This is a genomic window from Pantoea sp. X-Soil-OKNW-713 (assembly GCF_059730685.1).
Genome location: NZ_AP035995.1, coordinates 4,358,094 through 4,384,720, shown reverse-complemented (window position 1 = coordinate 4,384,720; position 26,627 = coordinate 4,358,094). Strand labels below are relative to the sequence as shown.

Annotated in this window: 20 protein-coding genes, 1 tRNA gene and 3 rRNA genes; 13 read left to right on the top strand and 11 right to left on the bottom strand. The window is 53.9% G+C overall.

The genetic code is table 11. From position 1 onward, the window contains the following. Positions 1 to 143: 143 nt before the first annotated feature. The 5 genes from mioC to ravA form a co-directional block, all read right to left on the bottom strand. Complete coding sequence (gene mioC / locus AC6I8R_RS20505) at positions 144 to 584, bottom strand: FMN-binding protein MioC (protein ID WP_021183625.1); 441 nt, start codon at positions 582 to 584, stop codon at positions 144 to 146. A 156-nt stretch (positions 585 to 740) separates the two neighbouring features. Further along, the gene (gene asnC, locus AC6I8R_RS20500; protein ID WP_013511092.1) at positions 741 to 1,202 is read right to left on the bottom strand and encodes a transcriptional regulator AsnC; all 462 of its coding nucleotides are present in this window, start codon (positions 1,200 to 1,202) and stop codon (positions 741 to 743) included. 104 nt (positions 1,203 to 1,306) lie between these two features. Next, positions 1,307 to 3,451, bottom strand: a complete 2,145-nt coding sequence (gene ovoA / locus AC6I8R_RS20495; RefSeq protein WP_415175219.1) for a 5-histidylcysteine sulfoxide synthase — start codon at positions 3,449 to 3,451, stop codon at positions 1,307 to 1,309. Positions 3,452 to 3,497: 46 nt separating this feature from the next. Continuing rightward, a complete protein-coding gene (gene viaA / locus AC6I8R_RS20490; RefSeq protein WP_497832732.1) occupies positions 3,498 to 4,958 on the bottom strand; it encodes an ATPase RavA stimulator ViaA in 1,461 nt (486 codons plus the stop codon). Next, on the bottom strand, positions 4,955 to 6,451 hold the full coding sequence (gene ravA / locus AC6I8R_RS20485) for an ATPase RavA (protein ID WP_036625875.1): 1,497 nt from the start codon (positions 6,449 to 6,451) through the stop codon (positions 4,955 to 4,957). The genes viaA and ravA overlap by 4 nt, the downstream gene beginning before the upstream one ends. A 300-nt stretch (positions 6,452 to 6,751) precedes the next feature. Between ravA and kup the strand changes: the two genes are divergently transcribed. Further along, positions 6,752 to 8,620 (top strand): low affinity potassium transporter Kup, encoded by a 1,869-nt coding sequence (gene kup / locus AC6I8R_RS20480; protein ID WP_021183621.1) that lies wholly within the window; start codon positions 6,752 to 6,754, stop codon positions 8,618 to 8,620. A gap of 16 nt (positions 8,621 to 8,636) precedes the next feature. Here kup and qseC read toward each other — a convergent pair whose 3' ends face one another. Then, on the bottom strand, positions 8,637 to 9,968 hold the full coding sequence (gene qseC / locus AC6I8R_RS20475) for a quorum sensing histidine kinase QseC (protein WP_208724450.1): 1,332 nt from the start codon (positions 9,966 to 9,968) through the stop codon (positions 8,637 to 8,639). Continuing rightward, positions 9,965 to 10,627 (bottom strand): quorum sensing response regulator transcription factor QseB, encoded by a 663-nt coding sequence (gene qseB, locus AC6I8R_RS20470; protein WP_208724449.1) that lies wholly within the window; start codon positions 10,625 to 10,627, stop codon positions 9,965 to 9,967. The genes qseC and qseB overlap by 4 nt, the downstream gene beginning before the upstream one ends. A gap of 181 nt (positions 10,628 to 10,808) precedes the next feature. Here qseB and AC6I8R_RS20465 point away from each other — a divergent pair, with 181 nt between their 5' ends. Continuing rightward, complete coding sequence (locus tag AC6I8R_RS20465) at positions 10,809 to 11,204, top strand: YgiW/YdeI family stress tolerance OB fold protein (RefSeq protein WP_415175207.1); 396 nt, start codon at positions 10,809 to 10,811, stop codon at positions 11,202 to 11,204. A gap of 30 nt (positions 11,205 to 11,234) precedes the next feature. Here the strand turns inward: AC6I8R_RS20465 and AC6I8R_RS20460 are convergent, their stop codons facing one another. Further along, positions 11,235 to 11,990: a carbohydrate-binding protein gene (locus AC6I8R_RS20460; RefSeq protein WP_415175206.1), complete on the bottom strand. Its 756-nt coding sequence runs from the start codon at positions 11,988 to 11,990 to the stop codon at positions 11,235 to 11,237. Between the two features lie 271 nt (positions 11,991 to 12,261). Between AC6I8R_RS20460 and rbsD the strand changes: the two genes are divergently transcribed. The 6 genes from rbsD to rbsR all read left to right on the top strand — a co-directional run bounded on the left by rbsD (position 12,262) and on the right by rbsR (position 18,059). Then, positions 12,262 to 12,681, top strand: a complete 420-nt coding sequence (rbsD, locus tag AC6I8R_RS20455; RefSeq protein ID WP_013511083.1) for a D-ribose pyranase — start codon at positions 12,262 to 12,264, stop codon at positions 12,679 to 12,681. Between the two features lie 7 nt (positions 12,682 to 12,688). Beyond that, a complete protein-coding gene (rbsA, locus tag AC6I8R_RS20450) occupies positions 12,689 to 14,197 on the top strand; it encodes a ribose ABC transporter ATP-binding protein RbsA (RefSeq protein WP_415175205.1) in 1,509 nt (502 codons plus the stop codon). Continuing rightward, the gene (gene rbsC, locus AC6I8R_RS20445) at positions 14,194 to 15,165 is read left to right on the top strand and encodes a ribose ABC transporter permease (protein WP_021183615.1); all 972 of its coding nucleotides are present in this window, start codon (positions 14,194 to 14,196) and stop codon (positions 15,163 to 15,165) included. The genes rbsA and rbsC overlap by 4 nt, the downstream gene beginning before the upstream one ends. Before the next feature lie 26 nt (positions 15,166 to 15,191). After that, the gene (rbsB, locus tag AC6I8R_RS20440) at positions 15,192 to 16,067 is read left to right on the top strand and encodes a ribose ABC transporter substrate-binding protein RbsB (protein WP_021183614.1); all 876 of its coding nucleotides are present in this window, start codon (positions 15,192 to 15,194) and stop codon (positions 16,065 to 16,067) included. Positions 16,068 to 16,132: 65 nt separating this feature from the next. After that, a complete protein-coding gene (gene rbsK / locus AC6I8R_RS20435) occupies positions 16,133 to 17,062 on the top strand; it encodes a ribokinase (protein WP_415175204.1) in 930 nt (309 codons plus the stop codon). 4 nt (positions 17,063 to 17,066) lie between these two features. Beyond that, positions 17,067 to 18,059 (top strand): ribose operon transcriptional repressor RbsR, encoded by a 993-nt coding sequence (rbsR, locus tag AC6I8R_RS20430; protein WP_367998811.1) that lies wholly within the window; start codon positions 17,067 to 17,069, stop codon positions 18,057 to 18,059. Here rbsR and mdtD read toward each other — a convergent pair. Then, positions 18,056 to 19,459 carry a multidrug transporter subunit MdtD gene (mdtD, locus tag AC6I8R_RS20425; RefSeq protein ID WP_497832731.1) on the bottom strand — a complete coding sequence of 468 codons (1,404 nt, stop codon included), beginning with the start codon at positions 19,457 to 19,459 and terminating at the stop codon, positions 18,056 to 18,058. The two genes, rbsR and mdtD, sit on opposite strands and share 4 nt — an antisense overlap. Positions 19,460 to 19,986: 527 nt before the next feature. Here mdtD and AC6I8R_RS20420 point away from each other — a divergent pair. The 4 genes from AC6I8R_RS20420 to rrf all read left to right on the top strand — a co-directional run bounded on the left by AC6I8R_RS20420 (position 19,987) and on the right by rrf (position 25,032). Next, positions 19,987 to 21,528, top strand: a 16S ribosomal RNA gene (locus tag AC6I8R_RS20420). Positions 21,529 to 21,618: 90 nt separating this feature from the next. After that, positions 21,619 to 21,693: transfer RNA gene (locus AC6I8R_RS20415), tRNA-Glu, on the top strand. 216 nt (positions 21,694 to 21,909) lie between these two features. Beyond that, positions 21,910 to 24,811: ribosomal RNA gene (locus AC6I8R_RS20410) — 23S ribosomal RNA — on the top strand. A gap of 105 nt (positions 24,812 to 24,916) precedes the next feature. Then, positions 24,917 to 25,032: ribosomal RNA gene (rrf, locus tag AC6I8R_RS20405) — 5S ribosomal RNA — on the top strand. The 16S, 23S and 5S rRNA genes sit together here with 1 tRNA gene alongside, the layout of an rRNA operon. 158 nt (positions 25,033 to 25,190) lie before the next feature. Here the strand turns inward: rrf and mobB are convergent. Then, a complete protein-coding gene (gene mobB, locus AC6I8R_RS20400; protein WP_497832730.1) occupies positions 25,191 to 25,703 on the bottom strand; it encodes a molybdopterin-guanine dinucleotide biosynthesis protein MobB in 513 nt (170 codons plus the stop codon). Beyond that, entirely contained in the window at positions 25,700 to 26,275 is a 576-nt protein-coding gene (gene mobA, locus AC6I8R_RS20395; protein ID WP_021186427.1) for a molybdenum cofactor guanylyltransferase MobA, read from the bottom strand. Before mobA ends, mobB begins: the two co-directional genes overlap by 4 nt. 71 nt (positions 26,276 to 26,346) lie before the next feature. On the opposite strand from mobA, the gene AC6I8R_RS20390 reads away from it, so the two are divergent. Next, the gene (locus AC6I8R_RS20390; protein ID WP_021186428.1) at positions 26,347 to 26,622 is read left to right on the top strand and encodes a YihD family protein; all 276 of its coding nucleotides are present in this window, start codon (positions 26,347 to 26,349) and stop codon (positions 26,620 to 26,622) included. Positions 26,623 to 26,627: the final 5 nt, after the last annotated feature.

Genomic DNA, 26,627 nt, shown 5'->3' with positions numbered 1-26,627 from the left:
TTGGTTGTTCTTGGGATAACTACCGGTTATACGCATGAATTAAGCTATGTTATCCACAAGAGATCGGGAAATAAAAAGCATAAAACAGCGGAATACTCTGGGGATCGCCCTGATTTCACGATCCCCAACCGGTCTGGATCGTCTTATAACTGCGTTTTCCAGCTCGCGACCCACACTTCAGCCGGATCTTCCGGAATTTCATGTTCCAGTACGTCGATCTCCAGACGATCACCAATCCGTTTGGCACCGAGCTGGTTCAGTTGATCTTCCAGCAGTTTGATCGCGCCACAGAACAGATCGTATTCATGGTTACCAATGCCTACTGCACCATAACGCACGCCTGAGAGATCCGGTTGCGTCTCTTTTAAGGCTTCATAGAAAGGCAGCAGGTTATCTGGCAGCTCACCGGCACCGTGCGTGGAAGTCACAATCAGCCAGATACCTTCCTGAGGCACCTCATCTAACTCCGGTCCATGCAGCATCTCGGTTGAGAAGCCTGCTTCCTGAAGTTTTTCTTCCAGATGTTCGGCGACATATTCGGCGCTGCCAAGGGTACTGCCACTGATTAAGGTAATATCGGCCATGATGCTCTCCGGAACTCAAAGGCGAGCATTGTACGCTGTGATCAAGCCGTGATCCACCTGTGGAAAACAGGGTTAATAACAGAAAGCATTGGCTGGCAAGCGGCAACCCAGGCGAGATCCGCCTGGGATAAGTTTGTGCACAATAAAAGAAGGGGATCAGGGTTTGATGGTGCGCATGATCGGATTTTGCAGAGAAATCAGGGTCTCGGTGGACTGGATTTCGTCGATGGTCTGGATCTTGTTGATCAGTACCTGTTGCAAGGCATCGATGGAACGACACATTACTTTAATAAAGATGCTGTAGTGGCCGGTGGTGTACCAGGCTTCGACCACTTCATCCAGCGCTTCCAGCTTACTCAGCGCGGCGGGGTAGTCACGGGCGCTTTTCAGGATAATACCAATGAAGCAACAGACATCGAAGCCAAGCTGGCGTGGATCTATCTCGACCCGCGTACCGAGGATGATCCCTGCCTGGCGCATCTTCTCGACACGAACGTGGATGGTACCCGGGCTGACATTGAACTGTTTCGCCAGCTCGGCGTAGGCTGTGCGCGCATTCTCCAGCAGCGCATTTAAGATGCCGCGATCGAGATTATCCAGCTGCACATGTTCCGCCATATCCTTCCCTCTTCAATTGGTCTTCAGTGAACTGAGGAGAATGTGCAGCAAAATAACCGAGCAGGCAAGGTGTAGACAGCGGGGCTGCCGCTGTCTGCACGCTTTTAACGCTTACGCCACAGCGTGACCTGCGCCAGCGTATGCTGGAACTTGCGTGACGTTTCACGGATGACGAAAGGTACATCCTGAGGCGCCGCGATCTCGTCGAACGCATCACGCAGCAGGCGTTGCAGCGTCTGCCTGGTTGTCAGCGCTTCACCGTTTTCACGCACGCCACCCAACCAGTTCTCCTTCGGTGTAAATTCCTCCAGCCAGGTGTAAGGCGATGACAGCACCAGCACGCCACCTGAGCGGATCATCGGGGTGATATCTTGCAGGAAGCGTTTCGGCTGACGCAGGCGATCAAGCAGATTCGACGCCAGCACCAGATCGTAACGATCCGGCTGTGGCTTGAGATTACAGGCATCGCCCTGCACAAAATGAATGCGTTGTGCCTGCTCATCACCCAGATCGAACTCTTTCAGGCGTACCTGGCGATACTCCACCAGCTCACCCTCTTCGGGCACCACATAACGGAAATCCTCGCCGGAGGTCAGCTGCAAGGCCACATCAATAAAGCGCGCCGAGTAATCCATGCCAACCACCTGTGCAAAATGGCGCGCCAGTTCAAAGCTGGCACGGCCGGTGGCACAACCGATATCCAGTGCCTGACCACGGTTGGTGCAGTGCGGCAACAGTAGCGATACCAGGTTTTCAGCATAATTTGGTACGCCGAAGTAGCGCGGTCCGTACTGAAAATCGAGATACTGCGACACCATGCTGTCAGTTTCATACGGGTTCAGCGTCATGGTTTCCTGATGTGAAGAAACCACATAGCGGAAACCCGCATGCTGGAAGAAGTGGCGGCGGAAAGCGTAGCGCGATGATTTCAGCGCCTCGTTGCCGGTCGATATCCAACTGCCACCTTTGATCAGCGCATGTTTACCGTCAAAAGTAGGTGTGGAGAAATCGTCATACAGCGGATGGACCTTAAAGCCTTCGAAACCGTTGGTTGGCGTGGTGGTCCACTGCCAGACGTTACCGACAATATCGAAAAACTCGCCCTGCGCGAAGTGATCCACCGGGCAGGAGGACGCCCAGTATGCCAGGTTGATGTTGCCCGGCGCATCAATCCAGTCTGGCTGATCGCCACTGACGAACTCACGCAGTTGCATCCACTCCGCTTCGCACGGTAGCTGGATCGCTTTGCCGGTCTCTTCTGTCAGCCAGCGACAAAATGCCGCCGCTTCCAGTTGGTTAACCTCAGCGGGCCAGTCCCACGGCATCGCCACTTCTTCGGTCATCAGACGCAGTTTTAGCTGATCGGGTTGCTGAATATCACCGACCCAGAAAGTGGGCATGTCTGCTTCTGCGAATGCACGCCAGCCCCAACCCTCGTCATCCCACCAGCGTCGTTCCTGATAGCCGCCCGCTGCGACAAAGTTGAAATATTCCGCATTGCTGACCAGCATTTTGCTGGCTTTAAACGGTTTGAGTTCGGTCAGTTGACTGCCGTATTCGTTATCCCAGCCATAGGTATCGTCGGTTTTACCCTGCTGCACACGGCCACCGGGCATCGCAATCAAAGCATTAGCGGGAACGTTGTGGCGATCATATCTGGCCTGTGGACATATCGGCCAGTGCGCCTGTGGCTGCACCCATTCAATCGGCAACTGGCGCATCAATACGCTGGAGGTTTCGAGATGGATACGTTCATGTTCGATACCCATCAGGATCACCCACGCCGGGCTGTCCCAGTCGATGGGAAGTTCCAGCGGCATGGTCTGGATAAATTCACTGACCAGGGTTTTGACTTTGCCGCGATAATCACGCACTTCCGCCACCGTTGGCCAGGCGTAATGGCTGTCGTCGAGATCATCCCAGCTCATTTCATCCACACCGATCGCCATCATCGCTTCGATACGATCGTCAACGCGGTGATCAAGATAGCGACCCGCCATCAGTTTATTGATATAGAAAGTAGCGGTGTGGCCAAAATAGAAGATCAGCGGATGGCGCAGCGAAATTGCTTTATTAAACCAGGCACGTTCATCAGCGAGGCAGTCGAACAGGCTTTCGTACAGCGTCCAGGTTTGCAGAAAGTAATCCAGCAGTTCGGCGCGTTTTTGTTCTGTATTCTGGCCGGAAAGTCGCAGCGTGCGGGTTGGTGTTGGCAAGGCGGTGGTCACGATATGCTCCAGTTTGCTCAGCGAAGTAACTTATCACTATAGCAAATAAGCATTTCCGTCAGATGAATTAGCGTTTCCAGCGGCGCAGCAGGCGGCTTTTCAGTCCGGTATCGAAGCGCCAGATATGATCGAAGATGCGCAGAATCCCCGGTTTGCCATGAACTGACATCGCCACTGCATGGAAACGCTGTTGATGATGGCGCTGGCGTTGTTTAACGGCGTTGACGATCTCCTCCGGCAAGCGTTGGGCGATAAAATCGGAGACGATCACCGCATCGGCTTCCTGCCACAGGCTACCTTCCATGCGTGCCACAACGGCGGCCAGACAGGCTGCCAAATCGGTACCGCCACGAAAGCGCTGACTGAGAAACCGCACCGCCTGCTCAATACCGTTATCCGCCGTCAGCTCATAACCGATCACCTCATGGGCAAACAGCATGATGTAGCAGCGACGTTTATCCGCTAAAGCCACTTTCAGCAGCGCCAGACAAAAGGCTTTGGCGCAACGTTCATTGAAGCCGCCCATCGAACCGGAGGTATCAACGCAGACAATAAACGGGCCACGCGGCTGTTCTTCATGGTGTTGATGACTGACCGGCCGCAGGGAAACTTTTTCATGCCAGGCGTCGCCTTGCAGGCGATAGGTCAACAGGCGTTTTTCCACCAGGCGGCGATAAAATTCCAGCTCCAGCTCGCTGATACTTAGCGTTGCCAGCTCAGGCGGGAGCAGGCGCAGCACATCATCGCTTTGATGGATACCGCTAACCTCTTCCGGCACGTTATCCGGCTCACGCACCAGTTGGTGAAATTCTTCCAGTGGCGCGTCCTGAGACGGCACCGCTTTCGCTTCGCGACTCCGTCCCAGTTGTTGTGCCAGTTTCATCAGTTCGGGCTGTTGAGCGAGAAAATCACCGTACTGCACGATCAATTCATAGTCGCCATGCTGGAGTGGCGCTTTGCTCATATCCCACAAGCGTCCGGCGGCCGCTTCATCGTCATCGGTGAGAATGGGGGCCAGTTGCCCGCTTAGCGCCATGCGTTGTTGCAGTTCGGCCATCAAACGTTCGCGCTGCTGCTCCAGCAATTGCTGATTAAGCGTCAGGGTCTGTAACGTCAGGCTGAGACGCCAACGTTGCAGGAACAAGGTATGTTGCGCGTTGCTGAATTGCTCGCTGTCGGTATGCAACAGCAATTTGCTGGCTTCTTCGATAAACGGTGATGGCAGGTTTTTCAGTTGGCTGATGATGGCGGGTAATTGCTGGTTGAATTCATGCTGGCTAAGCAACTGCGCCTGTTGAAAGAGCTGAAACTCCTGCGCCAGGGCTTCCGGCACCGCCGTGGTTTTCATCTCTTCGACGATTTCGGAGCGCCAGCGCGGCAGATCGCGCATCATGGCCTGCTTAAGGCGTGGGAATTTCTCAAAGAACATCGCCAGCTGTGGCGACGCCAGCAGCGCCAGAATTAACTCTTCGATCAGTTCTGTTTCACCGATCGACAGCAGCGTGCTCAGCGTCTCCAGCGAAATCATTTACGCGCCTGTTTCATCTGTTCCGCCACATCTTGCAGGCTGGTTTCAATGCGTGCCAGCCAGTCGTCGCTGATAAACAGGCAGCGCTGATGTTGGCTGAACAGCGTACGCTGGGCGCGCAGTTGATTATCCAGGGCGTCAAATTCATCAACGATTTCCTGCGGCAGCTCGTTGCTGGCGCTGACGCCGGGTAACGTCAGACGCGTTGCCTGAAGGCTGACATCACGTAATGTCAGGCAATGATGTGCGTCCACCAGCAGGTCGAGCGTTTGCGCAAAGCCAATGCCGTTGAGCTTGCCACGCACCTCGCCGCCTTTCACTAGCCATTGATTCAGCGCTTCACGACTGATCAGCACATGGCTGACCTGCATATCATGCAGCATTAACGGTTGTTGCAGCATGAGCGTCAACTGCTCGTCATTTAGCGTGGCAGGCAATTCGTAGTGGGGCTTGCGGCTGAACATGCCGCTGTGCTTCTCCAGCGTTAGCGCCTGTGCCACGCTTTGCTGCTGTTGTAGCGCCAGACGGCGCGCTTTGATCTGCTGGAGTTTCATCAGCATCGGTTGTTGTTGCCAGGCGTGTTGCGTCATTAATGCATCGATTTCGCGATCCAGCAGCTTCATCGAGGTGACGTCATGCCACAGGCAATCTTTCAGCAGAATCAAATCCAGCGGGGCAATCGCGGCACGGCCGCTGTAGAATGCACTGGCCTGCAACAAATGAATGGCTTTTTTCCAGCGACGGTCGGAGATATAAGGCGCATCGGGGAGATTTTCCAGTTGCTGACGCAACTGATAGATCAGCTCAAACACATGGTCCGGCAGGCTCACCTGACTGATGCCTTGCTGCCACTGGTGGTACTCTTCATCGCTGATACACAGCGATTCGGCCACCGGATTGACGCTTTCATCCTGCTGGTGGGTCAGCATGCTGCGGAAGTTCTGCTTTTCGTGCACGTTATCCAGCCACAGCCGAATCAGCATACGGTCATACAAGGCTTCCAACCCACTGTCGGCTTCCGGCAATTCGTTGGAGGCGGTGACCAGCAGGCGCATTGGAATCTTGTCTTCGCTGTCGCCATTGCGGAAACGCCGTTCGTTGATGGCGGTAAGCAGGGTATTCAGAATCGCCGGGCCGGCTTTCCAGATCTCATCGAGGAAGACGATTTCGGCATCCGGCAGATAGCCTTTGGTCAGACGTTGATAGCGACCTTCATCTTTTAATGCCTGGATAGAAAGGGGGCCAAATACTTCTTCGGGAGTGGAGAAACGCGTCATCAGGTATTCAAACGCGCGGGCATGCTGGAAAGCGTACTTCAGGCGGCGGGCAATCAGGCTTTTGGCAATGCCAGGTGGCCCGAGCAAAAAGACGCTTTCGCCACTCAGCGCGGCCAGCAGGCAGAGGCGAATCGCATGATGCCGTTCATACAACCCTTTTTCCAGGGCGTTGCTCAGGCGAGAAATTCTTTCTGCCAAAAGATGGGGTTGAGCCATAATCACATCATTGTCCTTCTGATCCTGGTGCCATCGCATTCTGGCGAGCGCATTACTCTACTGATTATCATGCGTGAAAGCGTTGATAGCCGTCAGCTTTTTTGTTTCAGAAGGTTGAAGCGAGGCTACCCGCCTGTTCCGGCGCATTTTTGCCGGATTTTGCAGCGAAAAACCGCGTCGCTCGCGCCATGTTGTATGTTTGTAAGGGTAGGTTTTTTTGGGAATATGTGCATACTGTGCGCTTTTTGATGGCCAGAGCGGTCGGCAACCGCCTGATCGACTCCAACAAAAGATAACTCTATGAGCTCGGAAAACAAGCAGTCCCTTGGTGCTGTCACGCTGGCCGCAATCGGCGTGGTCTATGGCGATATTGGTACCAGTCCACTTTATACCTTGCGCGAATGTCTCTCCGGCCAGTTTGGTTTTGGCGTGGAACGTGAAGCGGTCTTTGGCTTCCTTTCCCTTATTTTCTGGCTGTTGATCCTGGTGGTGTCGCTGAAATACATCAGCTACGTGATGCGCGCCGATAACGCCGGTGAGGGCGGGATCCTGACGCTGATGTCGCTGGCCGGGCGTAATACCGGTGCCCGAGCCACCGCGATTCTGGTGATCATGGGATTGATTGGCGGTAGCTTCTTCTATGGCGAGGTGGTGATCACCCCGGCGATTTCGGTGATGTCAGCAATTGAAGGTCTGGAGATTGCTGCGCCTTCGCTCGACCCCTGGATTGTCCCTTTGTCGATCACGGTGCTGACGCTGCTGTTTATGATCCAGAAGCACGGCACAGGGATTGTCGGTAAGTTGTTTGCCCCGGTGATGCTGCTGTGGTTTATCGTACTGGCGGTGCTCGGTGCCAACAGCATCATCAAAAACCCGGAAGTGTTGCAGGCGCTCAACCCGTCACATGCGGTGAACTTCTTCCTGCATTATAAAACCATCTCTTTCTTTGCTCTCGGCGCGGTGGTGTTATCAATTACCGGGGTGGAAGCGCTGTATGCCGATATGGGGCACTTCGGCAAGCTGCCGATTCGCCTGGCATGGGTCGCTGTGGTTCTGCCGTCGCTGGTGCTGAACTATTTTGGTCAGGGCGCGTTGCTGCTGGCGCATCCGGAAACCATTAAAAACCCGTTCTTCCTGCTGGCCCCCGATTGGGCGCTGATTCCGTTGTTGATCCTCGCCACGCTGGCGACGGTGATTGCCTCGCAAGCGGTGATTTCCGGCGTGTTCTCGTTAACGCGTCAGGCGGTGCGTCTCGGCTATCTGCCGCCGATGCGTATTATTCACACCTCTGAGATGGAGTCCGGCCAAATCTATGTGCCGGTCATCAACTGGCTGCTTTATTTCGCGGTGTTGATTGTTATCGTCAGCTTTGAACACTCCAGCAACCTCGCGGCGGCATACGGTATCGCGGTGACCGGTACTATGGTGCTGACCACCATTCTTTCCTGCACTGTGGCGATCAAAAACTGGCACTGGAATAAAATTGCCGTCAGTTTCATTCTGGTGGCAATGCTGTGTATCGATGTCTCGCTGTTCTCTGCCAACCTGGTGAAAATCTTCTCCGGCGGTTGGTTGCCGCTGTGTCTGGCGCTGGTGATGTTTATCGTCATGACCACCTGGAAAAGCGAGCGTTTCCGTCTGCTGCGCCGTATGCATGAACACGGCAATTCGCTTGAGGCGATGATTGCCTCGCTGGAGAAATCGCCGCCGGTGCGAGTTCCTGGTACCGCAGTGTATATGTCGCGTGCATTGAACGTGATTCCGTTTGCGATGCTGCACAATCTCAAACATAACAAGGTGTTGCATGAACGCGTGGTGCTGCTGACCTTGCGTACCGAAGATGCGCCTTATGTACATAACGTACGACGTGTGACGATTGAACAGCTATCGCCCACGTTCTGGCGCGTGGTAGCCAGCTACGGCTGGCGTGAAACGCCTAATGTGGAAGAGATTTTCCATCGTTGCGGGCTGGAAGGGCTGAACTGCCGCATGATGGAAACCTCGTTCTTTATGTCACATGAATCGCTGATAATTGGCGACCGTCCGTGGTATCTGCGTCTGCGCGGTAAGTTGTTCCTCGCCCTGCAACGCAATGCGCTGCGCGCACCGGATCAGTTTGAAATCCCCCCTAATCGGGTGATTGAGCTGGGAACCCAGGTCGAGATTTAATTGTTGTGCGCGTCCGTTACCAGCTTAGCGTGACGCGCAACCCCCCTGCTTCTCTCTGACTGAATGCTACGCGGATAGCGTGCAGTTGCGCGATATTCTTCACAATCGACAGTCCCAGCCCACTGCCGGTTTGCGTTTGTCCCGGAGGACGCCAGAAACGTTCGCCCAGGCGTGTTAATGCCTCATCACTTACCCCTGGGCCATTATCATCGATAGTCAGGGTTCGAGCGGTCAGGTTCACCGTTACCTGCCCTCCATCAGGGGTATAACGCAGCGCGTTATCCAGCAGATTGCGCAGCATTAACGCCAGCAGAAGCTGATGACCGTTCATCACCGGTTGGAATGTCGTGTGTAACTGCAAATCGATATGTTTCTGTTCAGCCTGGGGAAAATGCTCGGCTAACACGCTTTGCAGCAGCGGGGCCAGGGCGGTTGGCTGGAATTCACTGCGCAGATCATCCGCCTCCACTCTGGAGAGCGTCAGCAGTTGATCCACCAGCCGGGTGGCACGCAGGATCCCGGTATCCAGTTGTTGTAGCGCCCGTTTGCGTACGATCTCATCGTCATCTGCCAGTTGGATCACTTCACTCTGCACCCGCAGCGCCGCCAGGGGGCTGCGCAACTCGTGAGCTGCATCGGAGGTGAAGCGGCGTTCACGCTGCACCAGGTCTGCCATGCGGCTGAACAAACCATTCAATGCCAGTACCAGCGGTTGGACTTCTTTCGGCAGGCGCGCCAGGGGTAACGGTGTGTCATCATCAGCTGCACGCTGGTGGAGTGAGGCGGTGAGACGTTTTAACGGGCGCAGTTCAAACCACACCAGCGCCAGCAGCAGTGCCAGCATAAAAGGCAGTGCAATCAGCCACGGCACAATGCTGCTTTGCGCCAAATCGCTGGTCATATCGTCGCGGTAATCCCACTCCTGTCCCACCACCACGCGATAGCGTTGATCGGGCGACGTCAGCCACAGCAGACGCCAACTGTCATCATCACCGCGCAGGTGTCCATTGCGAAAACCATCGCGTCCATCCGCAAACTGCAAATCACGACCCTTTTCGCCATCATTGAGCAGCAACTTGCCATCACCACTAAAAATGGCGAAAGCCAGCGCGTCATCATCCTGTTTACCGCGATGATGGTTCAGTAACGCCTTGTTTTTCGGCAGAGTGACGTTTTGCAGCGTGGCGGGTTCGAGCGCCAGCAGGCGCTTGGCAAACAGCATTTGCTGGGTATCAAACAGTTCATTGACGGTTTCGCGTGTCTGATGCCAGGCGCTCAGGCTGGCGCTGCCCCAGCACAGCATGATCAACAAGATAAAACCGATGGCGAGCCGCAGGAACAGACTCATTCTGCCGCTCCCAACGTATAACCGACGCCATGCACGGTACGGATAAACTGGCTGCCGAGCTTTTTACGCAGATGATGGATATGCACTTCGACAGCATTGCTGGAGACATCGTCATCCCAGCTATAGAGTTTTTCCTCCAGCTGGCTGCGTGTCAGGACCCGGCCGGGATTACGCAGGAACAGTTCCAGCAACGCCAGTTCACGGCTTTTCAGGGGGAGCGGTTCGCCAGCAACCAGTACGCTGTGGCTGGCAGGAGACATTACCACCTTGCCATGACGCAGCTCCGGCTGTAGCTGACCATGACGCCGACGAATCAGTGCCTCCAGGCGTGCAGCTACTTCGGTCAGGGCAAAAGGTTTGCCAAGATAGTCATCCGCGCCCAGTTGCAAACCCTGAACCCGCTGATCGAGCGCATCGCGTGCCGTGAGGATCAATACCGGTACATCCTGACCTTGCTGACGCCATTGGCGCAGAATATCGAGTCCATCTCGTTCCGGCAGTGACAAATCCAGAATCACTGCATCCCAGGGGGCGGAGTTCAACGCCTGAAATCCAGCTTCACCTGAAACCAGCCAGTCCACGCTGAAACCGAGTTTGGTCAGGCCGACTTTGAGGCCGTCGCCAATCAAGGTGTCGTCTTCAATCAATAAAATCCGCATATATGCTCCTCCCTTTAGCCTGGAGTTATACGAAGCAGTAGCGTTCATGTACAGGAGAAATCACGACATTTGACCTGATTTTCACGAATTTTAATAAATTGATCGGCCTTAAGATCCTGTTAAGAACCTTATGTTGAAATAGCTCCCGTATTCCGCACATTCATGGAGAAGAGGTGAAAATATGAAAAAGCATGCAGCACTTTTCGCAATCATTGCACTGGCTTCCATGCCGGTGCTGGCGGCACAGCAGGGTGGATTTGTTGACCCGAATGCGCCGGCGGTACAAAGTCACTCCGGTGGTTTTCAGGCCGGTAACACCAGTGTCGTGACGGTTAAGCAGGCTGAGGAGATGAAGGACGATAGCTGGATCACCGTGCGTGGTTATCTGGATAAGCAAATCGGCAAAGAGGATTATCTGTTCCGCGATGATACCGGCACCATGAAGGTCGAAATCGATCACAAACGCTGGGACGGGCAAACCATTTCGCCAAAAGATCGCGTTGAGTTAACCGGTGAGTTGGATAAGGATTTCAACGCCATTGAACTGGACGTGAAACAGGTCAGAAAACTCCCCTGATAATCTGGCGGGGCTGCTCCGGCAGCCCGCTTATAATTCCAGCCAGACGGAATGTTCTCCTGGCGTATTCCCCTGCGTCCAGTACGCCGCTTTCCAGGCTTTTCCCTGCCAGCTGACTTTATCTTTGCGGGAATAAGACATTGATTTGTTCCATTCCCGCAACTGCTCTGGATCTGCAAACTTCCAGCCTGCGCCATTAGCGGGGGTAGATTGTGTCCATTTTGTCGCGATGTACTTAATCCCGGCGAAGGTGACCTTATCTCCCGCCATATAAGTGTTTTCTTCACCCCAGTCGGGAAATTCAGTGGGTTTAGCCGGATTTTCCTCAACGGATGAATACAACGGGGAAATGGCGGTCATGGTGACTTGCCGGGTATCGGTGTTGCCATCTTTGTCCGTTACGCTGACTTCATAAACTGCAATGCCGATATGGTTTGCCGGGACCAGCGCTGTTGCTTTCGCCTGATTAACCTCGGTTCTCCATCCTCCCCCCGGTTTTTCCTGCAACCAGAAGACACCCTTTCCTTCTGCTACTCGCCAACGGAAAGAGACCGCATTCTGACTTGCGGAAGCATCCAGTTCATACAGGACGGATTCTTCCGCTGAACTTGTAACACTAACATCGGCAGAAGTGATGGCGACAGGGCCTGTCGTGGCGGAATTGGGTGTTATGTCCCCCTCATTGGCATAAGCGGCGGCCACCAGTGAAACGGTAATCAAGCTGGTGAGCGCTTTTAATTTAAAATCCATTAGCTTCGATCCTTCGATTCCTGCGTTGTAATCCATAACAAATACACATTTCGTTACCTCTGAAAAAACTTAACATAAGGATGAGAAGGGAATTTCTTCTGACTGCGTGGGGTATTTCTCTTCTTCATTGTGAAAATTCTTATGCTGTTGTCAGCGGAGGTTGATTTGATCCGCGCCTAACTCAAATATTTTCTGGCACAAGCGAAACGTTTCGATGGCGATCACATTTCCGTGATGCCGCCATTGAGTTGCTATGCATTTTTTATACACTCCGGTCAGCGAAACGTTTCGCTGTGGAGTGGAAGAAATGAAAAAAGGTCGCTTGTTAAACGCTGAAATCTCTCATGTGATTGCCCGTCTGGGACACACGGATACGCTGACGATTGCCGATGCGGGTTTACCCATTCCTGTGGGCCCGCAACGTATTGATCTGGCGCTGACGCCGGGTACGCCCGAGTTTTTACAGGTTGTTGAGGTGGTCACTCAGGAGATGCAGGTTGAGAGCGCCCTGATGGCGGAAGAAATCAAGCAGTTCAACCCGCAGCTCCATAGCGCACTGCTCGCCGTGCTCGATGCCTTGCAACGACACCAGGGAAATACCATCGCTATTCGTTACACCAGTCATGAACAGTTCAAACAACAGACTCAGCGCAGTCAGGCGGTCATTCGCAGCGGAGAGTGTTCTCCGTATGCGAATGTCATCCTGAGCGCGGGCGTTACCTTCTGAGGCCGCTATGCAACCGTTATTGCAACTCAAAGGGATTGAAAAGTCATTTCCCGGTGTGAAAGCGCTGAAAGGGGCTTCACTGGCCGTCTGGCCTGGTCGGGTGATGGCGCTGGTGGGAGAAAATGGTGCCGGTAAATCCACCATGATGAAAGTGCTGACCGGTATTTACAGCATGGATGCCGGATCGCTGCATTGGCTGGGTAAAGAAACCACGTTCTCCGGGCCAAAAGCGTCTCAGGAAGCGGGCATTGGCATCATTCATCAGGAACTTAACCTGATCCCGCAATTGACGGTGGCGGAGAACATCTTCCTTGGCCGCGAATTTGTGAACCGTTTTGGCCGCATCGAGTGGAAAAAGATGTATGCCGAGGCGGATGCGCTGTTAGCGCGTCTGAACCTGCGTTTTAACAGCCATAAGCTGGTGGGCGATTTGTCGATTGGCGACCAGCAGATGGTGGAGATCGCCAAGGTTCTCAGCTTTCAGTCGCGCGTCATCATCATGGATGAGCCGACGGATGCGCTGACCGATACCGAAACTCTGTCATTGTTCCGCGTGATCAATGAGTTGAAAGCGCAGGGTTGCGGCATTGTCTACATTTCCCACCGCATGAAAGAGATCTTTGAGATTTGCGATGACGTCACAGTGTTCCGTGACGGTCAGTTTATTGCCGAACGTCCAGTCAGCGAGCTGAGTGAAGAGAGCCTGATTGAGATGATGGTCGGACGCAAGCTGGAAGAACAATACCCGCATCTTGACCAGGCTCCGGGTGCCGTGCGTTTGCAGGTGGAAAACCTGAGCGGACCGGGAGTGCATGACGTTAGCTTTAACCTGCGTAAAGGCGAAATTCTGGGCGTTTCCGGCCTGATGGGCGCGGGGCGTACCGAACTGATGAAGCTGTTATATGGCGCACTGCCACGTAGCGGCGGAAAAGTCACGCTGGATGGTCGTGATGTGGTGACGCATGCGCCACAGGATGGTCTGGCAAATGGCATCGTCTATATCTCCGAAGACCGCAAACGCGACGGTCTGGTGCTGGGCATGTCGGTAAAAGAAAACATGTCCCTGACCGCGCTGCGCTACTTCAGTCGGGGTAATGGCAGCCTGAAACACGCGGAAGAACAGTTGGCGGTGGGCGATTTTATCCGCTTGTTCAATGTGAAAACCCCGTCGATGGAGCAGCCGATCGGCCTGCTTTCTGGCGGTAATCAGCAAAAAGTGGCGATTGCCCGTGGGCTGATGACGCGACCGAATGTCTTGATCCTTGATGAACCGACGCGCGGTGTGGACGTTGGGGCAAAAAAAGAGATTTATCAGTTAATTAACCAGTTTAAAGCCGATGGGCTGAGCATCATCCTGGTGTCGTCCGAAATGCCGGAAGTTCTGGGCATGAGCGATCGCATTCTGGTGATGCATGAAGGCCATCTGAGTGGCGAATTTACCCGTGAGCAGGCTACCCAGGAATCCCTGATGGCAGCGGCAGTCGGTAAGCAACACAGCGAGGAGTTAGTTGTATGAGTACCCAAACCTTACCCGCCAGCCGTCGCTGGTTCAGCAAAGCCTGGTTGCTGGAGCAAAAATCGCTGATTGCGCTGATTGTGCTGATCGCCGTGGTCGCCAGCCTCAGCCCGAATTTCTTCACCGTCGCCAACTTGTTCAACATCCTGCAACAGACCTCGGTCAACGCCATTATGGCGGTGGGAATGACGTTGGTGATCCTGACCTCTGGTATCGATCTGTCCGTTGGCTCGCTGCTGGCGTTGACCGGCGCGGTGGCCGCCTCGATTGTGGGGCACGAAGTTAATGCGCTGGTGGCGGTAGCGGCTGCGCTGGCATTGGGTGCCTTGATTGGCGGCATCACTGGCACCATTGTGGCACGCGGCAAAGTGCAGGCGTTTATCGCCACCCTGGTGATGATGCTGCTGCTGCGTGGCGTCACTATGGTTTACACCGACGGCAGCCCAATTAATACCGGCTTTAGCGACAACGCCGACCTGTTTGGCTGGTTCGGTATTGGTCGCCCTCTGGGCATCCCGACCCCGGTATGGTTGATGGCGGTGGTGTTCGCGCTGGCCTGGTACATGCTGCATCACACACGTCTGGGGCGTTATATCTACGCGCTGGGTGGCAATGAAGCGGCCACGCGTTTGTCAGGTATCAACGTTAACCGCGTCAAAATTATCGTCTATTCACTGTGCGGCATGTTGGCGGCGCTGGCGGGCACCATTGAGGTAGCGCGTCTTTCATCAGCGCAGCCGACAGCGGGCACGGGTTATGAACTGGATGCGATCGCCGCTGTGGTGTTGGGCGGTACCAGCCTGGCGGGTGGTAAAGGTCGCATCATGGGGACGTTGATCGGGGCATTGATTCTCGGCTTCCTGAACAACGGCCTCAATCTGTTAGGTGTCTCCTCTTACTATCAAATGATTGTAAAAGCAGTGGTAATTCTGCTGGCAGTGCTGGTGGATAACAAAAGCAGTAAATAACTCTGACCTTCACACAGGATGAATTCATGAAAAAGTTAACCGCATTGGCCGTCATTCTTGGCGCCACTCTGAGTGCCAGCGCGATGGCGAAGGATACTATCGCTCTGGTGGTTTCTACCCTGAACAACCCGTTCTTTGTGGCGCTGAAAGATGGCGCACAGAAAGAAGCCGACAAGCTGGGTTATAACCTGGTGGTGCTGGACTCGCAGAACAACCCGGCGAAAGAGCTGGCGAACGTGCAGGACCTCACCGTGCGTGGCACCAAGCTGATGCTGATTAACCCAACCGACTCTGATGCCGTAGGCAACGCCGTGAAGATGGCGAACCAGGCGAATATTCCGGTGATCACCCTCGACCGCGTAGCGTCACAGGGCAAGGTGGTAAGTCATGTGGCATCTGACAACCGCTTTGGCGGCAAAATGGCGGGTGACTTCATTGCGAAGAAACTGGGTGATGGAGCGAAAATCATCGAGTTGCAGGGTATTGCCGGTACGTCAGCGGCGCGTGAGCGCGGTGATGGCTTCAAACAGGCTGCCGATGCACATAAATTCAATATCCTCGCCAGCCAGCCAGCGGATTTTGACCGTACCAAAGGTCTGAACGTGATGCAGAACCTGTTGCAGGCGCATCCTGATGTGCAGGCCGTATTCGCACAGAACGACGAAATGGCGCTGGGTGCACTGCGCGCACTGCAAACCGCCGGTAAAACCGATGTGGTGGTGGTGGGCTTTGACGGCACCGCTGACGGTGTAAAAGCGGTAGAAGCCGGTAAACTGACTGCGACCGTTGCGCAGATGCCTGACAAGATTGGTATCATCGGCGTAGAGACTGCGGATAAAGTATTGAAAGGTGAAAAAGTGCAGGCGATCAACCCGGTCGATCTGAAACTGGTTACCAAATAACACGCGAAGAAAAGCAGGGCAACGCGCCACCATTGAGGTGGCGCAACTTTGATGGATCACTCCCTATGAGCAAAAGCGCAAAACTGGCCGTACTTGGCAGCATCAATGCCGATCACATCCTTAACCTCGCCCACTTTCCACGTCCGGGCGAAACGGTGATCGGGAAACAGTATCAGATTGCCTTTGGCGGCAAAGGGGCTAATCAGGCGGTAGCAGCCGGGCGCGCAGGTGCCGATATCGCCTTTATTGCCTGTGTGGGCGCTGATGATATTGGCGAGCGTATTCGCCAGCAGCTGCAACAGGACCGAATTGATATCGCGCCGGTGGAAACCGTAGCGGATGAAGCCACCGGTGTGGCGATGATCTTCGTGAATGGCGAAGGTGAAAACAATATCGGCATCTATTCCGGTGCCAATGCGGCGTTAACCCCCGCCTGCGTTGATCGCCATCAACAGGTGATCGCGGATGCAGATGCGTTGTTGATGCAGCTGGAATCACCGCTGGAAAGCGTGCTGGCGGCGGCGAAAATCGCCAAAGCGCAGCAGACGCAGGTGATTCTTAATCCGGCTCCTGCCACGCATCTTTCCGATGAATTGCTGGCGCTGATTGATGTCATCACGCCGAACGAAACCGAAGCGGAAATTCTCACTGGCATCGCAGTGAAAAGCGATGAAGATGCGGCGCGTGCAGCGGCGGCATTGCACAGCAAAGGTATTCAGACGGTGTTGATTACGCTGGGCCGTCGCGGTGTCTGGTTGAGCGAGAAAGGCGAGGGTGTACGCATTCCTGGCTTTAGCGTACAGGCTGTCGACACCATCGCGGCTGGCGATACCTTCAATGGCGCGTTTATTACCGCCCGTCTGGAAGGTGTCTTGATGCATGATGCGGTACGTTTCGCGCATGCGGCGGCGGCTATTGCCGTTACGCGCCCAGGCGCTCAGCCCTCGGTGCCGTGGCGTACCGAGATTGATGCCTTCCTGCAACAACAGGGCTAAGCGTTTGGCTACCATGAAAGATGTCGCCCGTCTCGCGGGCGTCTCCACCTCCACCGTTTCACACGTCATTAATAACAATCGCTTTGTTAGCGAGCAGGTGCGTGAAAAGGTGGAGCAGGCCATCCGTTCCCTGAATTACGCCCCATCTGCCCTCGCACGTAGCCTGAAAATTAATCAGACACGCACCATTGGTATGCTCCTGACGGCCAGCAATAACCCCTTCTATTCGGAAGTGGTGCGCGGCGTTGAGAACAGTTGTTATGAGCGTGGCTACAGTTTGATTCTGTGTAACACCGAAGGTGATGAGGAGCGCATGAATCGCAGCCTGGAAACGCTGTTGCAAAAGCGCGTTGATGGCCTGCTGATCATGTGTACGGAAACCCACCTGCCCTCGGCGGATATTCTGAATCGCTATCCGTCGATTCCGATGGTGATGATGGATTGGGCACCGTTTGAAGGGCGTGGCGACATTATTCAGGATAACGCGCTGCTGGGCGGTGAGATGGCCACTCAGCATCTGATCGATCGTGGCTATCGTCGTATTGCCTGCATTGCCGGGCCGCTGGATAAAACCCCGGCGCGACTGCGTCTGGATGGCTTCCAGAAAGCAATGTCCAACAGTGGATTGCCGGTGCTGCCGGGCTATGTCGTTGATGGTGACTTTGAGTTTCAGGGTGGTTTTAACGCCATGAATCAGTTGCTGACGCTGGATCCGCTGCCGGAAGCGGTCTTTACCAGCAATGATGCGATGGCTGTGGGTGTCTACCATGCGCTGTTTCAGGCTGGTCTGCGCGTACCGCAGGATATTGCGGTGATGGGATACGACAACATTGAATTGGCGCGTTATCTCACGCCGCCGTTAAGCACCGTCCATCAGCCAAAGGATGAGTTGGGAGAGCTGGCGATTGATACCCTGATTCATCGCATGAGCGATCCCGACGCCAGTCAGCAAACGCTGGTCCTGACGCCGGAGCTGGTGGAGCGCGGTTCGGTTTAAGCGCTTTTCTTCTTTTTATCGCGGTTAGTGATCAAATGGCGGCCATCGCCATTGCGCAGCAACATAAAGGTAAACGCGGCCAGTACCGTGATCACCCCCATCGTCAGGAAGGTGGCGTGGAAATGTTGCACCGTGGTGCCGTCAAATTCCTGATAAAAGCGCAACACGGCGGCACTCACCGCCACCCCAAAGCTGATGGACAGTTGTTGCGTTACCGCCAGCACGCTATTGCCACCGCTGGCGTTCTCATCATTCAGATCCGCCAGGGTGATGGTGTTCATCGCCGTGAACTGTGTCGACATTGCCATTCCCAGCACAAACAACGCCAGCAGCAGCAATAACACACTTCCTCCTGGCGTTTGCAGCGAGAAGGAGGCAATCAGGATGCCGATAATGACCGAAATACCGACCAGCGTGTGGCGATAACCAAAGCGTCGCAAGACCTGGGTAACGGTGGATTTCGCCAGTAACGAACCGATGGCGGTCGGCCCCATCATGCAACCGGCGATAATCGCGGGATAACCAAAGCCAACCTGCAACATCAACGGCATCAGAAAGGGAATACAACCAGTTCCAAGGCGTGAGGCGATATTGCCAATGATGCCGATGGAAAAGGTGCGGGTTTTAAACATCGGCAAACTGATCAACGGTGCCGGATGGCGGCGCGCATGTACTATATAAAGAAGCAACAACAATACACCGGTAAAAAGAACGATGGTTGCCTGCCAGGGCGACACAATACGTTCGCCGAACAGTTCGATGCCAATCGAGATCAACACTAAACCTACGCCAAATAACACAAAGCCGCCAAAGTCGAAGCGGCGTTTGGGTGTCGTGAAATCCGGCATGTACTTGCGCGCATAAAAGATACCAAGCAGGCCGATGGGAATGTTAATCAGGAAAATCCAGTGCCAGCTGGCATAGGTGACCAGCAAGCCGCCGAGCATGGGACCGAGTATCGGCCCAACCAGACCGGGCATGGTGACAAAGTTGAGAACCGGCAGTAATTCACTGCGTGGATAGGCTCGCAGCAACGCCAGTCGCGCAACGGGCATCATCATGGCTCCGCCAATCCCCTGCACCACGCGCGAGATTACCAGCAGGCTCAGGCTGCCAGACAAGGCGCAGGCCAGTGAACCGAGGGTAAACAGGGTTACTGCAAGGATAAAGATTTTGCGTGTACCGAAGCGATCGGCCAGCCAGCCGCTGACAGGAATTAGCATCGCTACGGTCAGTGTGTAGCTGATAACGGCGGATTGCATGGCAAGGGGAGAGCGTTGGAGGCTGGTCGCAATGGCAGGGAGCGCGGTGTTGAGGATAGTGGCATCAAGCGATTGCATGAAAAATGCCATAGCGGCGATCCAGGGCAAACCGGCCATACTGCGCGCGGAGCGAATCATTTAAAGTCCTTCTTTAATAAAATTCTGTCTGCAGCAGGGGAAAACTGCGATTGGACCAACAGGATAGCACTTACATTTGAGGCCATTACGATGATTTGTGCCGAGAGGGCGGCGCTTTTGGCTGTTTCTTCATCGCAAAATGCTTGTTTTTAAATCTTTCGTATAAAAAAGTAGCGCTCGGTCAATTTTTTGCAATAAACGCTTGTCAGTCAGAATTATCTCCCTATAATGCGCCTCCACTGACACGGCAAAGCGGCAACGCAGACGGTCAGTGAGGGACGAAGTGATTCATCCCGCCAGAGAAAAATCTCGAAAAAGAGATTGACTCTGAAGGAGGAAAGCGTAATATACGCCACCTCGCGACAGACGGTTAACCCGCTGCTCGCACTGCTCTTTAACAATTTATCAGACAATCTGTGTGGGCACTCGCAGGATTGATATCAAAAGTCTACGGACTTAAAAAATATCAAGTCTCAAGAGTGAACACGTAATTCATTACGAAGTTTAATTCTTTGAGCATCAAACTTAAATTGAAGAGTTTGATCATGGCTCAGATTGAACGCTGGCGGCAGGCCTAACACATGCAAGTCGAACGGTAGCACAGAGGAGCTTGCTCCTTGGGTGACGAGTGGCGGACGGGTGAGTAATGTCTGGGGATCTGCCCGATGGAGGGGGATAACTACTGGAAACGGTAGCTAATACCGCATAACGTCGCAAGACCAAAGTGGGGGACCTTCGGGCCTCACACCATCGGATGAACCCAGATGGGATTAGCTAGTAGGTGGGGTAATGGCTCACCTAGGCGACGATCCCTAGCTGGTCTGAGAGGATGACCAGCCACACTGGAACTGAGACACGGTCCAGACTCCTACGGGAGGCAGCAGTGGGGAATATTGCACAATGGGCGCAAGCCTGATGCAGCCATGCCGCGTGTATGAAGAAGGCCTTCGGGTTGTAAAGTACTTTCAGCGGGGAGGAAGGGATGATGTTTAATACGCATCGTCATTGACGTTACCCGCAGAAGAAGCACCGGCTAACTCCGTGCCAGCAGCCGCGGTAATACGGAGGGTGCAAGCGTTAATCGGAATTACTGGGCGTAAAGCGCACGCAGGCGGTCTGTCAAGTCGGATGTGAAATCCCCGGGCTTAACCTGGGAACTGCATTCGAAACTGGCAGGCTAGAGTCTTGTAGAGGGGGGTAGAATTCCAGGTGTAGCGGTGAAATGCGTAGAGATCTGGAGGAATACCGGTGGCGAAGGCGGCCCCCTGGACAAAGACTGACGCTCAGGTGCGAAAGCGTGGGGAGCAAACAGGATTAGATACCCTGGTAGTCCACGCTGTAAACGATGTCGACTTGGAGGTTGTGCCCTTGAGGCGTGGCTTCCGGAGCTAACGCGTTAAGTCGACCGCCTGGGGAGTACGGCCGCAAGGTTAAAACTCAAATGAATTGACGGGGGCCCGCACAAGCGGTGGAGCATGTGGTTTAATTCGATGCAACGCGAAGAACCTTACCTGGCCTTGACATCCACGGAATTTGGCAGAGATGCCTTAGTGCCTTCGGGAACCGTGAGACAGGTGCTGCATGGCTGTCGTCAGCTCGTGTTGTGAAATGTTGGGTTAAGTCCCGCAACGAGCGCAACCCTTATCCTTTGTTGCCAGCGATTAGGTCGGGAACTCAAAGGAGACTGCCGGTGATAAACCGGAGGAAGGTGGGGATGACGTCAAGTCATCATGGCCCTTACGGCCAGGGCTACACACGTGCTACAATGGCGCATACAAAGAGAAGCGACCTCGCGAGAGCAAGCGGACCTCATAAAGTGCGTCGTAGTCCGGATTGGAGTCTGCAACTCGACTCCATGAAGTCGGAATCGCTAGTAATCGTAGATCAGAATGCTACGGTGAATACGTTCCCGGGCCTTGTACACACCGCCCGTCACACCATGGGAGTGGGTTGCAAAAGAAGTAGGTAGCTTAACCTTCGGGAGGGCGCTTACCACTTTGTGATTCATGACTGGGGTGAAGTCGTAACAAGGTAACCGTAGGGGAACCTGCGGTTGGATCACCTCCTTACCTGAAGATACCTTCCTTCGAAGTGCTCACACAGATTGTCTGATGAAAACGTAATGAGCAAGACGGCTGCGAAGTCGTGACACTTCATGTGTCCCCTTCGTCTAGCGGTTAGGACTCCGCCCTTTCACGGCGGCAACAGGGGTTCGAATCCCCTAGGGGACGCCACTTGCTTGGTGACAGGTGAAAGGTGTCGCTGCTCAGTATCTCAAAACTGGCTTACGAGTCATGTTTGAGATATTTGCTCTTTAACAATCCGGAACAAGCTGAAAATTTGAAACGACACGTTGTTTCATTTCTCCGTAATAAGAAATGAAAACGGTGTGTTCGAGTCTCTCAAATGCTTGCAGTCTGCATGCGTTGTAAAACGTCTGTGGGTTGTGAGGTTAAGCGACTAAGCGTACACGGTGGATGCCCTGGCAGTCAGAGGCGATGAAGGACGTGCTAATCTGCGAAAAGCGTCGGTAAGGTGATATGAACCGCAACAGCCGACGATGTCCGAATGGGGAAACCCAGTGCACTTGTGCACTATCGTTAACTGAATACATAGGTTAACGAGGCGAACCGGGGGAACTGAAACATCTAAGTACCCCGAGGAAAAGAAATCAACCGAGATTCCCCCAGTAGCGGCGAGCGAACGGGGAACAGCCCAGGACCTGAATCAGTTTGTGTGTTAATGGAAGCGTCTGGAAAGTCGCGCGATACAGGGTGACAGCCCCGTACATGAAAATGCACATTCTGTGAGTCCGATGAGTAGGGCGGGACACGTGGTATCCTGTCTGAATATGGGGGGACCATCCTCCAAGGCTAAATACTCCTGACTGACCGATAGTGAACCAGTACCGTGAGGGAAAGGCGAAAAGAACCCCGGCGAGGGGAGTGAAACAGAACCTGAAACCGTGTACGTACAAGCAGTGGGAGCACCTTCGGGTGTGACTGCGTACCTTTTGTATAATGGGTCAGCGACTTATATTCTGTAGCAAGGTTAACCGTATAGGGGAGCCGCAGGGAAACCGAGTCTTAACCGGGCGTTAAGTTGCAGGGTATAGACCCGAAACCCGGTGATCTAGCCATGGGCAGGTTGAAGGTTGGGTAACACTAACTGGAGGACCGAACCGACTAATGTTGAAAAATTAGCGGATGACTTGTGGCTGGGGGTGAAAGGCCAATCAAACCGGGAGATAGCTGGTTCTCCCCGAAAGCTATTTAGGTAGCGCCTCGTGAATTCATCTCCGGGGGTAGAGCACTGTTTCGGCTAGGGGGCCATCCCGGCTTACCAACCCGATGCAAACTGCGAATACCGGAGAATGTTATCACGGGAGACACACGGCGGGTGCTAACGTCCGTCGTGAAGAGGGAAACAACCCAGACCGCCAGCTAAGGTCCCAAAGTCATGGTTAAGTGGGAAACGATGTGGGAAGGCCCAGACAGCCAGGATGTTGGCTTAGAAGCAGCCATCATTTAAAGAAAGCGTAATAGCTCACTGGTCGAGTCGGCCTGCGCGGAAGATGTAACGGGGCTAAACCATGCACCGAAGCTGCGGCAGCGACACTATGTGTTGTTGGGTAGGGGAGCGTTCTGTAAGCCGCTGAAGGTGGACTGTGAGGTCTGCTGGAGGTATCAGAAGTGCGAATGCTGACATAAGTAACGATAAAGCGGGTGAAAAGCCCGCTCGCCGGAAGACCAAGGGTTCCTGTCCAACGTTAATCGGGGCAGGGTGAGTCGACCCCTAAGGCGAGGCTGAAAAGCGTAGTCGATGGGAAACAGGTTAATATTCCTGTACTTGGTGTTACTGCGAAGGGGGGACGGAGAAGGCTAGGTTATCCGGGCGACGGTTGTCCCGGTTTAAGCGTGTAGGCTTGCATTCCAGGCAAATCCGGAATGCTTCAAGGCTGAGGCGTGATGACGAGTCACTACGGTGGTGAAGTAACTGATGCCCTGCTTCCAGGAAAAGCCTCTAAGCTCCAGGTAACACGAAATCGTACCCCAAACCGACACAGGTGGTCAGGTAGAGAATACCAAGGCGCTTGAGAGAACTCGGGTGAAGGAACTAGGCAAAATGGTGCCGTAACTTCGGGAGAAGGCACGCTGTCATCAGGTGAAGTCCCTCGCGGATGGAGCCGAAGGCAGTCGAAGATACCAGCTGGCTGCAACTGTTTATTAAAAACACAGCACTGTGCAAACACGAAAGTGGACGTATACGGTGTGACGCCTGCCCGGTGCCGGAAGGTTAATTGATGGGGTTATCCGTAAGGAGAAGCTCTTGATCGAAGCCCCGGTAAACGGCGGCCGTAACTATAACGGTCCTAAGGTAGCGAAATTCCTTGTCGGGTAAGTTCCGACCTGCACGAATGGCGTAATGATGGCCAGGCTGTCTCCACCCGAGACTCAGTGAAATTGAAATCGCTGTGAAGATGCAGTGTACCCGCGGCAAGACGGAAAGACCCCGTGAACCTTTACTATAGCTTGACACTGAACATTGAGCCTTGATGTGTAGGATAGGTGGGAGGCTTTGAAGCGTGGACGCCAGTCTGCGTGGAGCCAACCTTGAAATACCACCCTTTAATGTTTGATGTTCTAACGTAGGCCCGTAATCCGGGCTGCGGACAGTGTCTGGTGGGTAGTTTGACTGGGGCGGTCTCCTCCCAAAGTGTAACGGAGGAGCACGAAGGTTGGCTAATCCTGGTCGGACATCAGGAGGTTAGTGCAATGGCATAAGCCAGCTTGACTGCGAGAGTGACGGCTCGAGCAGGTGCGAAAGCAGGTCATAGTGATCCGGTGGTTCTGAATGGAAGGGCCATCGCTCAACGGATAAAAGGTACTCCGGGGATAACAGGCTGATACCGCCCAAGAGTTCATATCGACGGCGGTGTTTGGCACCTCGATGTCGGCTCATCACATCCTGGGGCTGAAGTAGGTCCCAAGGGTACGGCTGTTCGCCGTTTAAAGTGGTACGCGAGCTGGGTTTAGAACGTCGTGAGACAGTTCGGTCCCTATCTGCCGTGGGCGCTGGAGAATTGAGGGGGGTTGCTCCTAGTACGAGAGGACCGGAGTGAACGCACCACTGGTGTTCGGGTTGTCATGCCAATGGCATTGCCCGGTAGCTAAGTGCGGAAAAGATAAGTGCTGAAAGCATCTAAGCACGAAACTTGCCCCGAGATGAGTTCTCCCTGACTCCTTGAGAGTCCTGAAGGGACGTTGAAGACGACGACGTTGATAGGCCGGATGTGTAAGTGCAGCGATGCATTGAGCTAACCGGTACTAATGACCCGTGAGGCTTAACCTTACAACGCCAGAGGCGTTTTGAGTTGAGAGACGCGAGAATTTTCAGCCTTGTTCGAACGGATTGATTCGTATGGCCTGCGAGGGCGGTACGGATAAACAGAATTTGCCTGGCGGCTGTAGCGCGGTGGTCCCACCTGACCCCATGCCGAACTCAGAAGTGAAACGCCGTAGCGCCGATGGTAGTGTGGGGTCTCCCCATGCGAGAGTAGGGAACTGCCAGGCATCAAATAAGTGAAGAAGCCCTGAACGAAAGTTCAGGGCTTTTTTACGTCTGCGTATCTCGTAGCGGCGCGATTTATCGCGCATTTTTCAGCGTCCGGAACACTAAAAAGCGCGCGATAAATCGCGCCGCGACGAATATGATGCGTATCAGAAAAAAATCACGGATTTTTCTGTGAAAAACACCATTCAGCAATGAAATTGGCAACCTGCTGTGGCTGATTAATATCCAGAGCGGCCACTGGCAACGCCACTTCCACATCACTCGCCACCGCAATCACGTAATCATCGAGTAAGTCGGCAATATTCCCCTTCACACCCGTGCGCCACAACACGATCTTAGCAACCGGTTCGTCTTTGAATCCTTCAACCAGTACCAAATCCAACGAAGAACCGTCCATTCGTGCCGCCATCTGATGCAGAGTTAAGGGCTTATCTGGAGTCTCGCACATCAATGCCCAGCGCTGATTGCTGGTAACGATCACCTGATCCGCACCCGCTTTTCGCAGCAGAAAACTGTCTTTTCCCGGCGTATCAACGTCCATATTATGATGCGTGTGCTTAATCAGCCCCGGGCGGATCCCTTGTGCTTTCAGCAATGGGATCACTTTTTCCAACAAGGTGGTTTTACCCGTTCCGCTCCAGGCAGCAATCGCCAGCAAAGGTATCGTCATGATGGTATTTCCTCATCCCGCAAGTCGTCTGGCGTGTTGATATTACGGAATGCCGATTCAGGATCAGGAAAGGTCACCGCATGGCCGCCACTTTCCCGTAAAAACTGCATCAGACGACGTTCCCCACTCAACAGCCAGGCTTCGAGTGCATCAGCTAAAGAGCGATTAACTAAAGCCAGTGCCGGATGATCGCGTAAGGATGATTTCACCCACACCGCCGGAGCATCGGCTTTGCTTTGCCATAAGCGCGCGACGAAATCATCAGGGATCCACGGGGTATCGCAGGCACAGAATGCCACCCATTCAGACGGGCTGTGACGCAAACCGCTCAGCATTCCCGCCAGAGGGCCAGGGTAATCCGGCAACGAGTCGCTGACAACCTGACAACCGCTTAACTGATAACGATCAATGTTGCGGTTGGCGCTTATCAACACAATATTGACCTGTGGCCGAAAACGGCGCAGAACGTGTTGATAAAGGGGTTCACCTTGCAACAGCAACAATCCTTTATCCTCACCGCCCATACGGCGCCCCTGGCCACCTGCCAGAATCACGCCGGTTAATGCTGTCATCTTCGTCTCCTTATCAATAGTGGACGATACTTACAGGCTGGCAGCCTCACACCTGCATAAAGGAAAAAATGATGAAATATCACCGTCTCAACGAACTGCTCGAACTTCTGCAACCCGCGTGGCAGAAGGAGTCTGATCTTAACCTGTTGGCATTTTTACAAAAACTGGCGCAGGAATCAGGTTTCAGTGGCCCATTAAGTGAATTAACCGACGACATATTGATTTACCATCTCAAAATGCGTGATGCAGGCAGTGATGCTGAGATTCCCGGTCTGAAAAAGGATTATGAAGTGGACTTCAAAACCGCGCTATTACGCGCACGCGGTGTGATTAAGGACGATGAGTAGTGCTA

Bases quoted from the DNA above. Each gene is read 5' to 3' on its own strand.
- mioC (WP_021183625.1), bottom strand. From the start codon at position 584: ATGGCCGATATTACCTTAATCAGTGGCAGTACCCTTGGCAGCGCCGAA.
- asnC (WP_013511092.1), bottom strand. From the start codon at position 1,202: ATGGCGGAACATGTGCAGCTGGATAATCTCGATCGCGGCATCTTAAAT.
- viaA (WP_497832732.1), bottom strand. From the start codon at position 4,958: ATGATTTCGCTGGAGACGCTGAGCACGCTGCTGTCGATCGGTGAAACA.
- ravA (WP_036625875.1), bottom strand. From the start codon at position 6,451: ATGGCTCAACCCCATCTTTTGGCAGAAAGAATTTCTCGCCTGAGCAAC.
- kup (WP_021183621.1), top strand. From the start codon at position 6,752: ATGAGCTCGGAAAACAAGCAGTCCCTTGGTGCTGTCACGCTGGCCGCA.
- qseC (WP_208724450.1), bottom strand. From the start codon at position 9,968: ATGAGTCTGTTCCTGCGGCTCGCCATCGGTTTTATCTTGTTGATCATG.
- qseB (WP_208724449.1), bottom strand. From the start codon at position 10,627: ATGCGGATTTTATTGATTGAAGACGACACCTTGATTGGCGACGGCCTC.
- AC6I8R_RS20465 (WP_415175207.1), top strand. From the start codon at position 10,809: ATGAAAAAGCATGCAGCACTTTTCGCAATCATTGCACTGGCTTCCATG.
- AC6I8R_RS20460 (WP_415175206.1), bottom strand. From the start codon at position 11,990: ATGGATTACAACGCAGGAATCGAAGGATCGAAGCTAATGGATTTTAAA.
- rbsD (WP_013511083.1), top strand. From the start codon at position 12,262: ATGAAAAAAGGTCGCTTGTTAAACGCTGAAATCTCTCATGTGATTGCC.
- rbsA (WP_415175205.1), top strand. From the start codon at position 12,689: ATGCAACCGTTATTGCAACTCAAAGGGATTGAAAAGTCATTTCCCGGT.
- rbsC (WP_021183615.1), top strand. From the start codon at position 14,194: ATGAGTACCCAAACCTTACCCGCCAGCCGTCGCTGGTTCAGCAAAGCC.
- rbsB (WP_021183614.1), top strand. From the start codon at position 15,192: ATGAAAAAGTTAACCGCATTGGCCGTCATTCTTGGCGCCACTCTGAGT.
- rbsK (WP_415175204.1), top strand. From the start codon at position 16,133: ATGAGCAAAAGCGCAAAACTGGCCGTACTTGGCAGCATCAATGCCGAT.
- mdtD (WP_497832731.1), bottom strand. From the start codon at position 19,459: ATGATTCGCTCCGCGCGCAGTATGGCCGGTTTGCCCTGGATCGCCGCT.
- mobB (WP_497832730.1), bottom strand. From the start codon at position 25,703: ATGACGATACCTTTGCTGGCGATTGCTGCCTGGAGCGGAACGGGTAAA.
- mobA (WP_021186427.1), bottom strand. From the start codon at position 26,275: ATGACAGCATTAACCGGCGTGATTCTGGCAGGTGGCCAGGGGCGCCGT.
- AC6I8R_RS20390 (WP_021186428.1), top strand. From the start codon at position 26,347: ATGAAATATCACCGTCTCAACGAACTGCTCGAACTTCTGCAACCCGCG.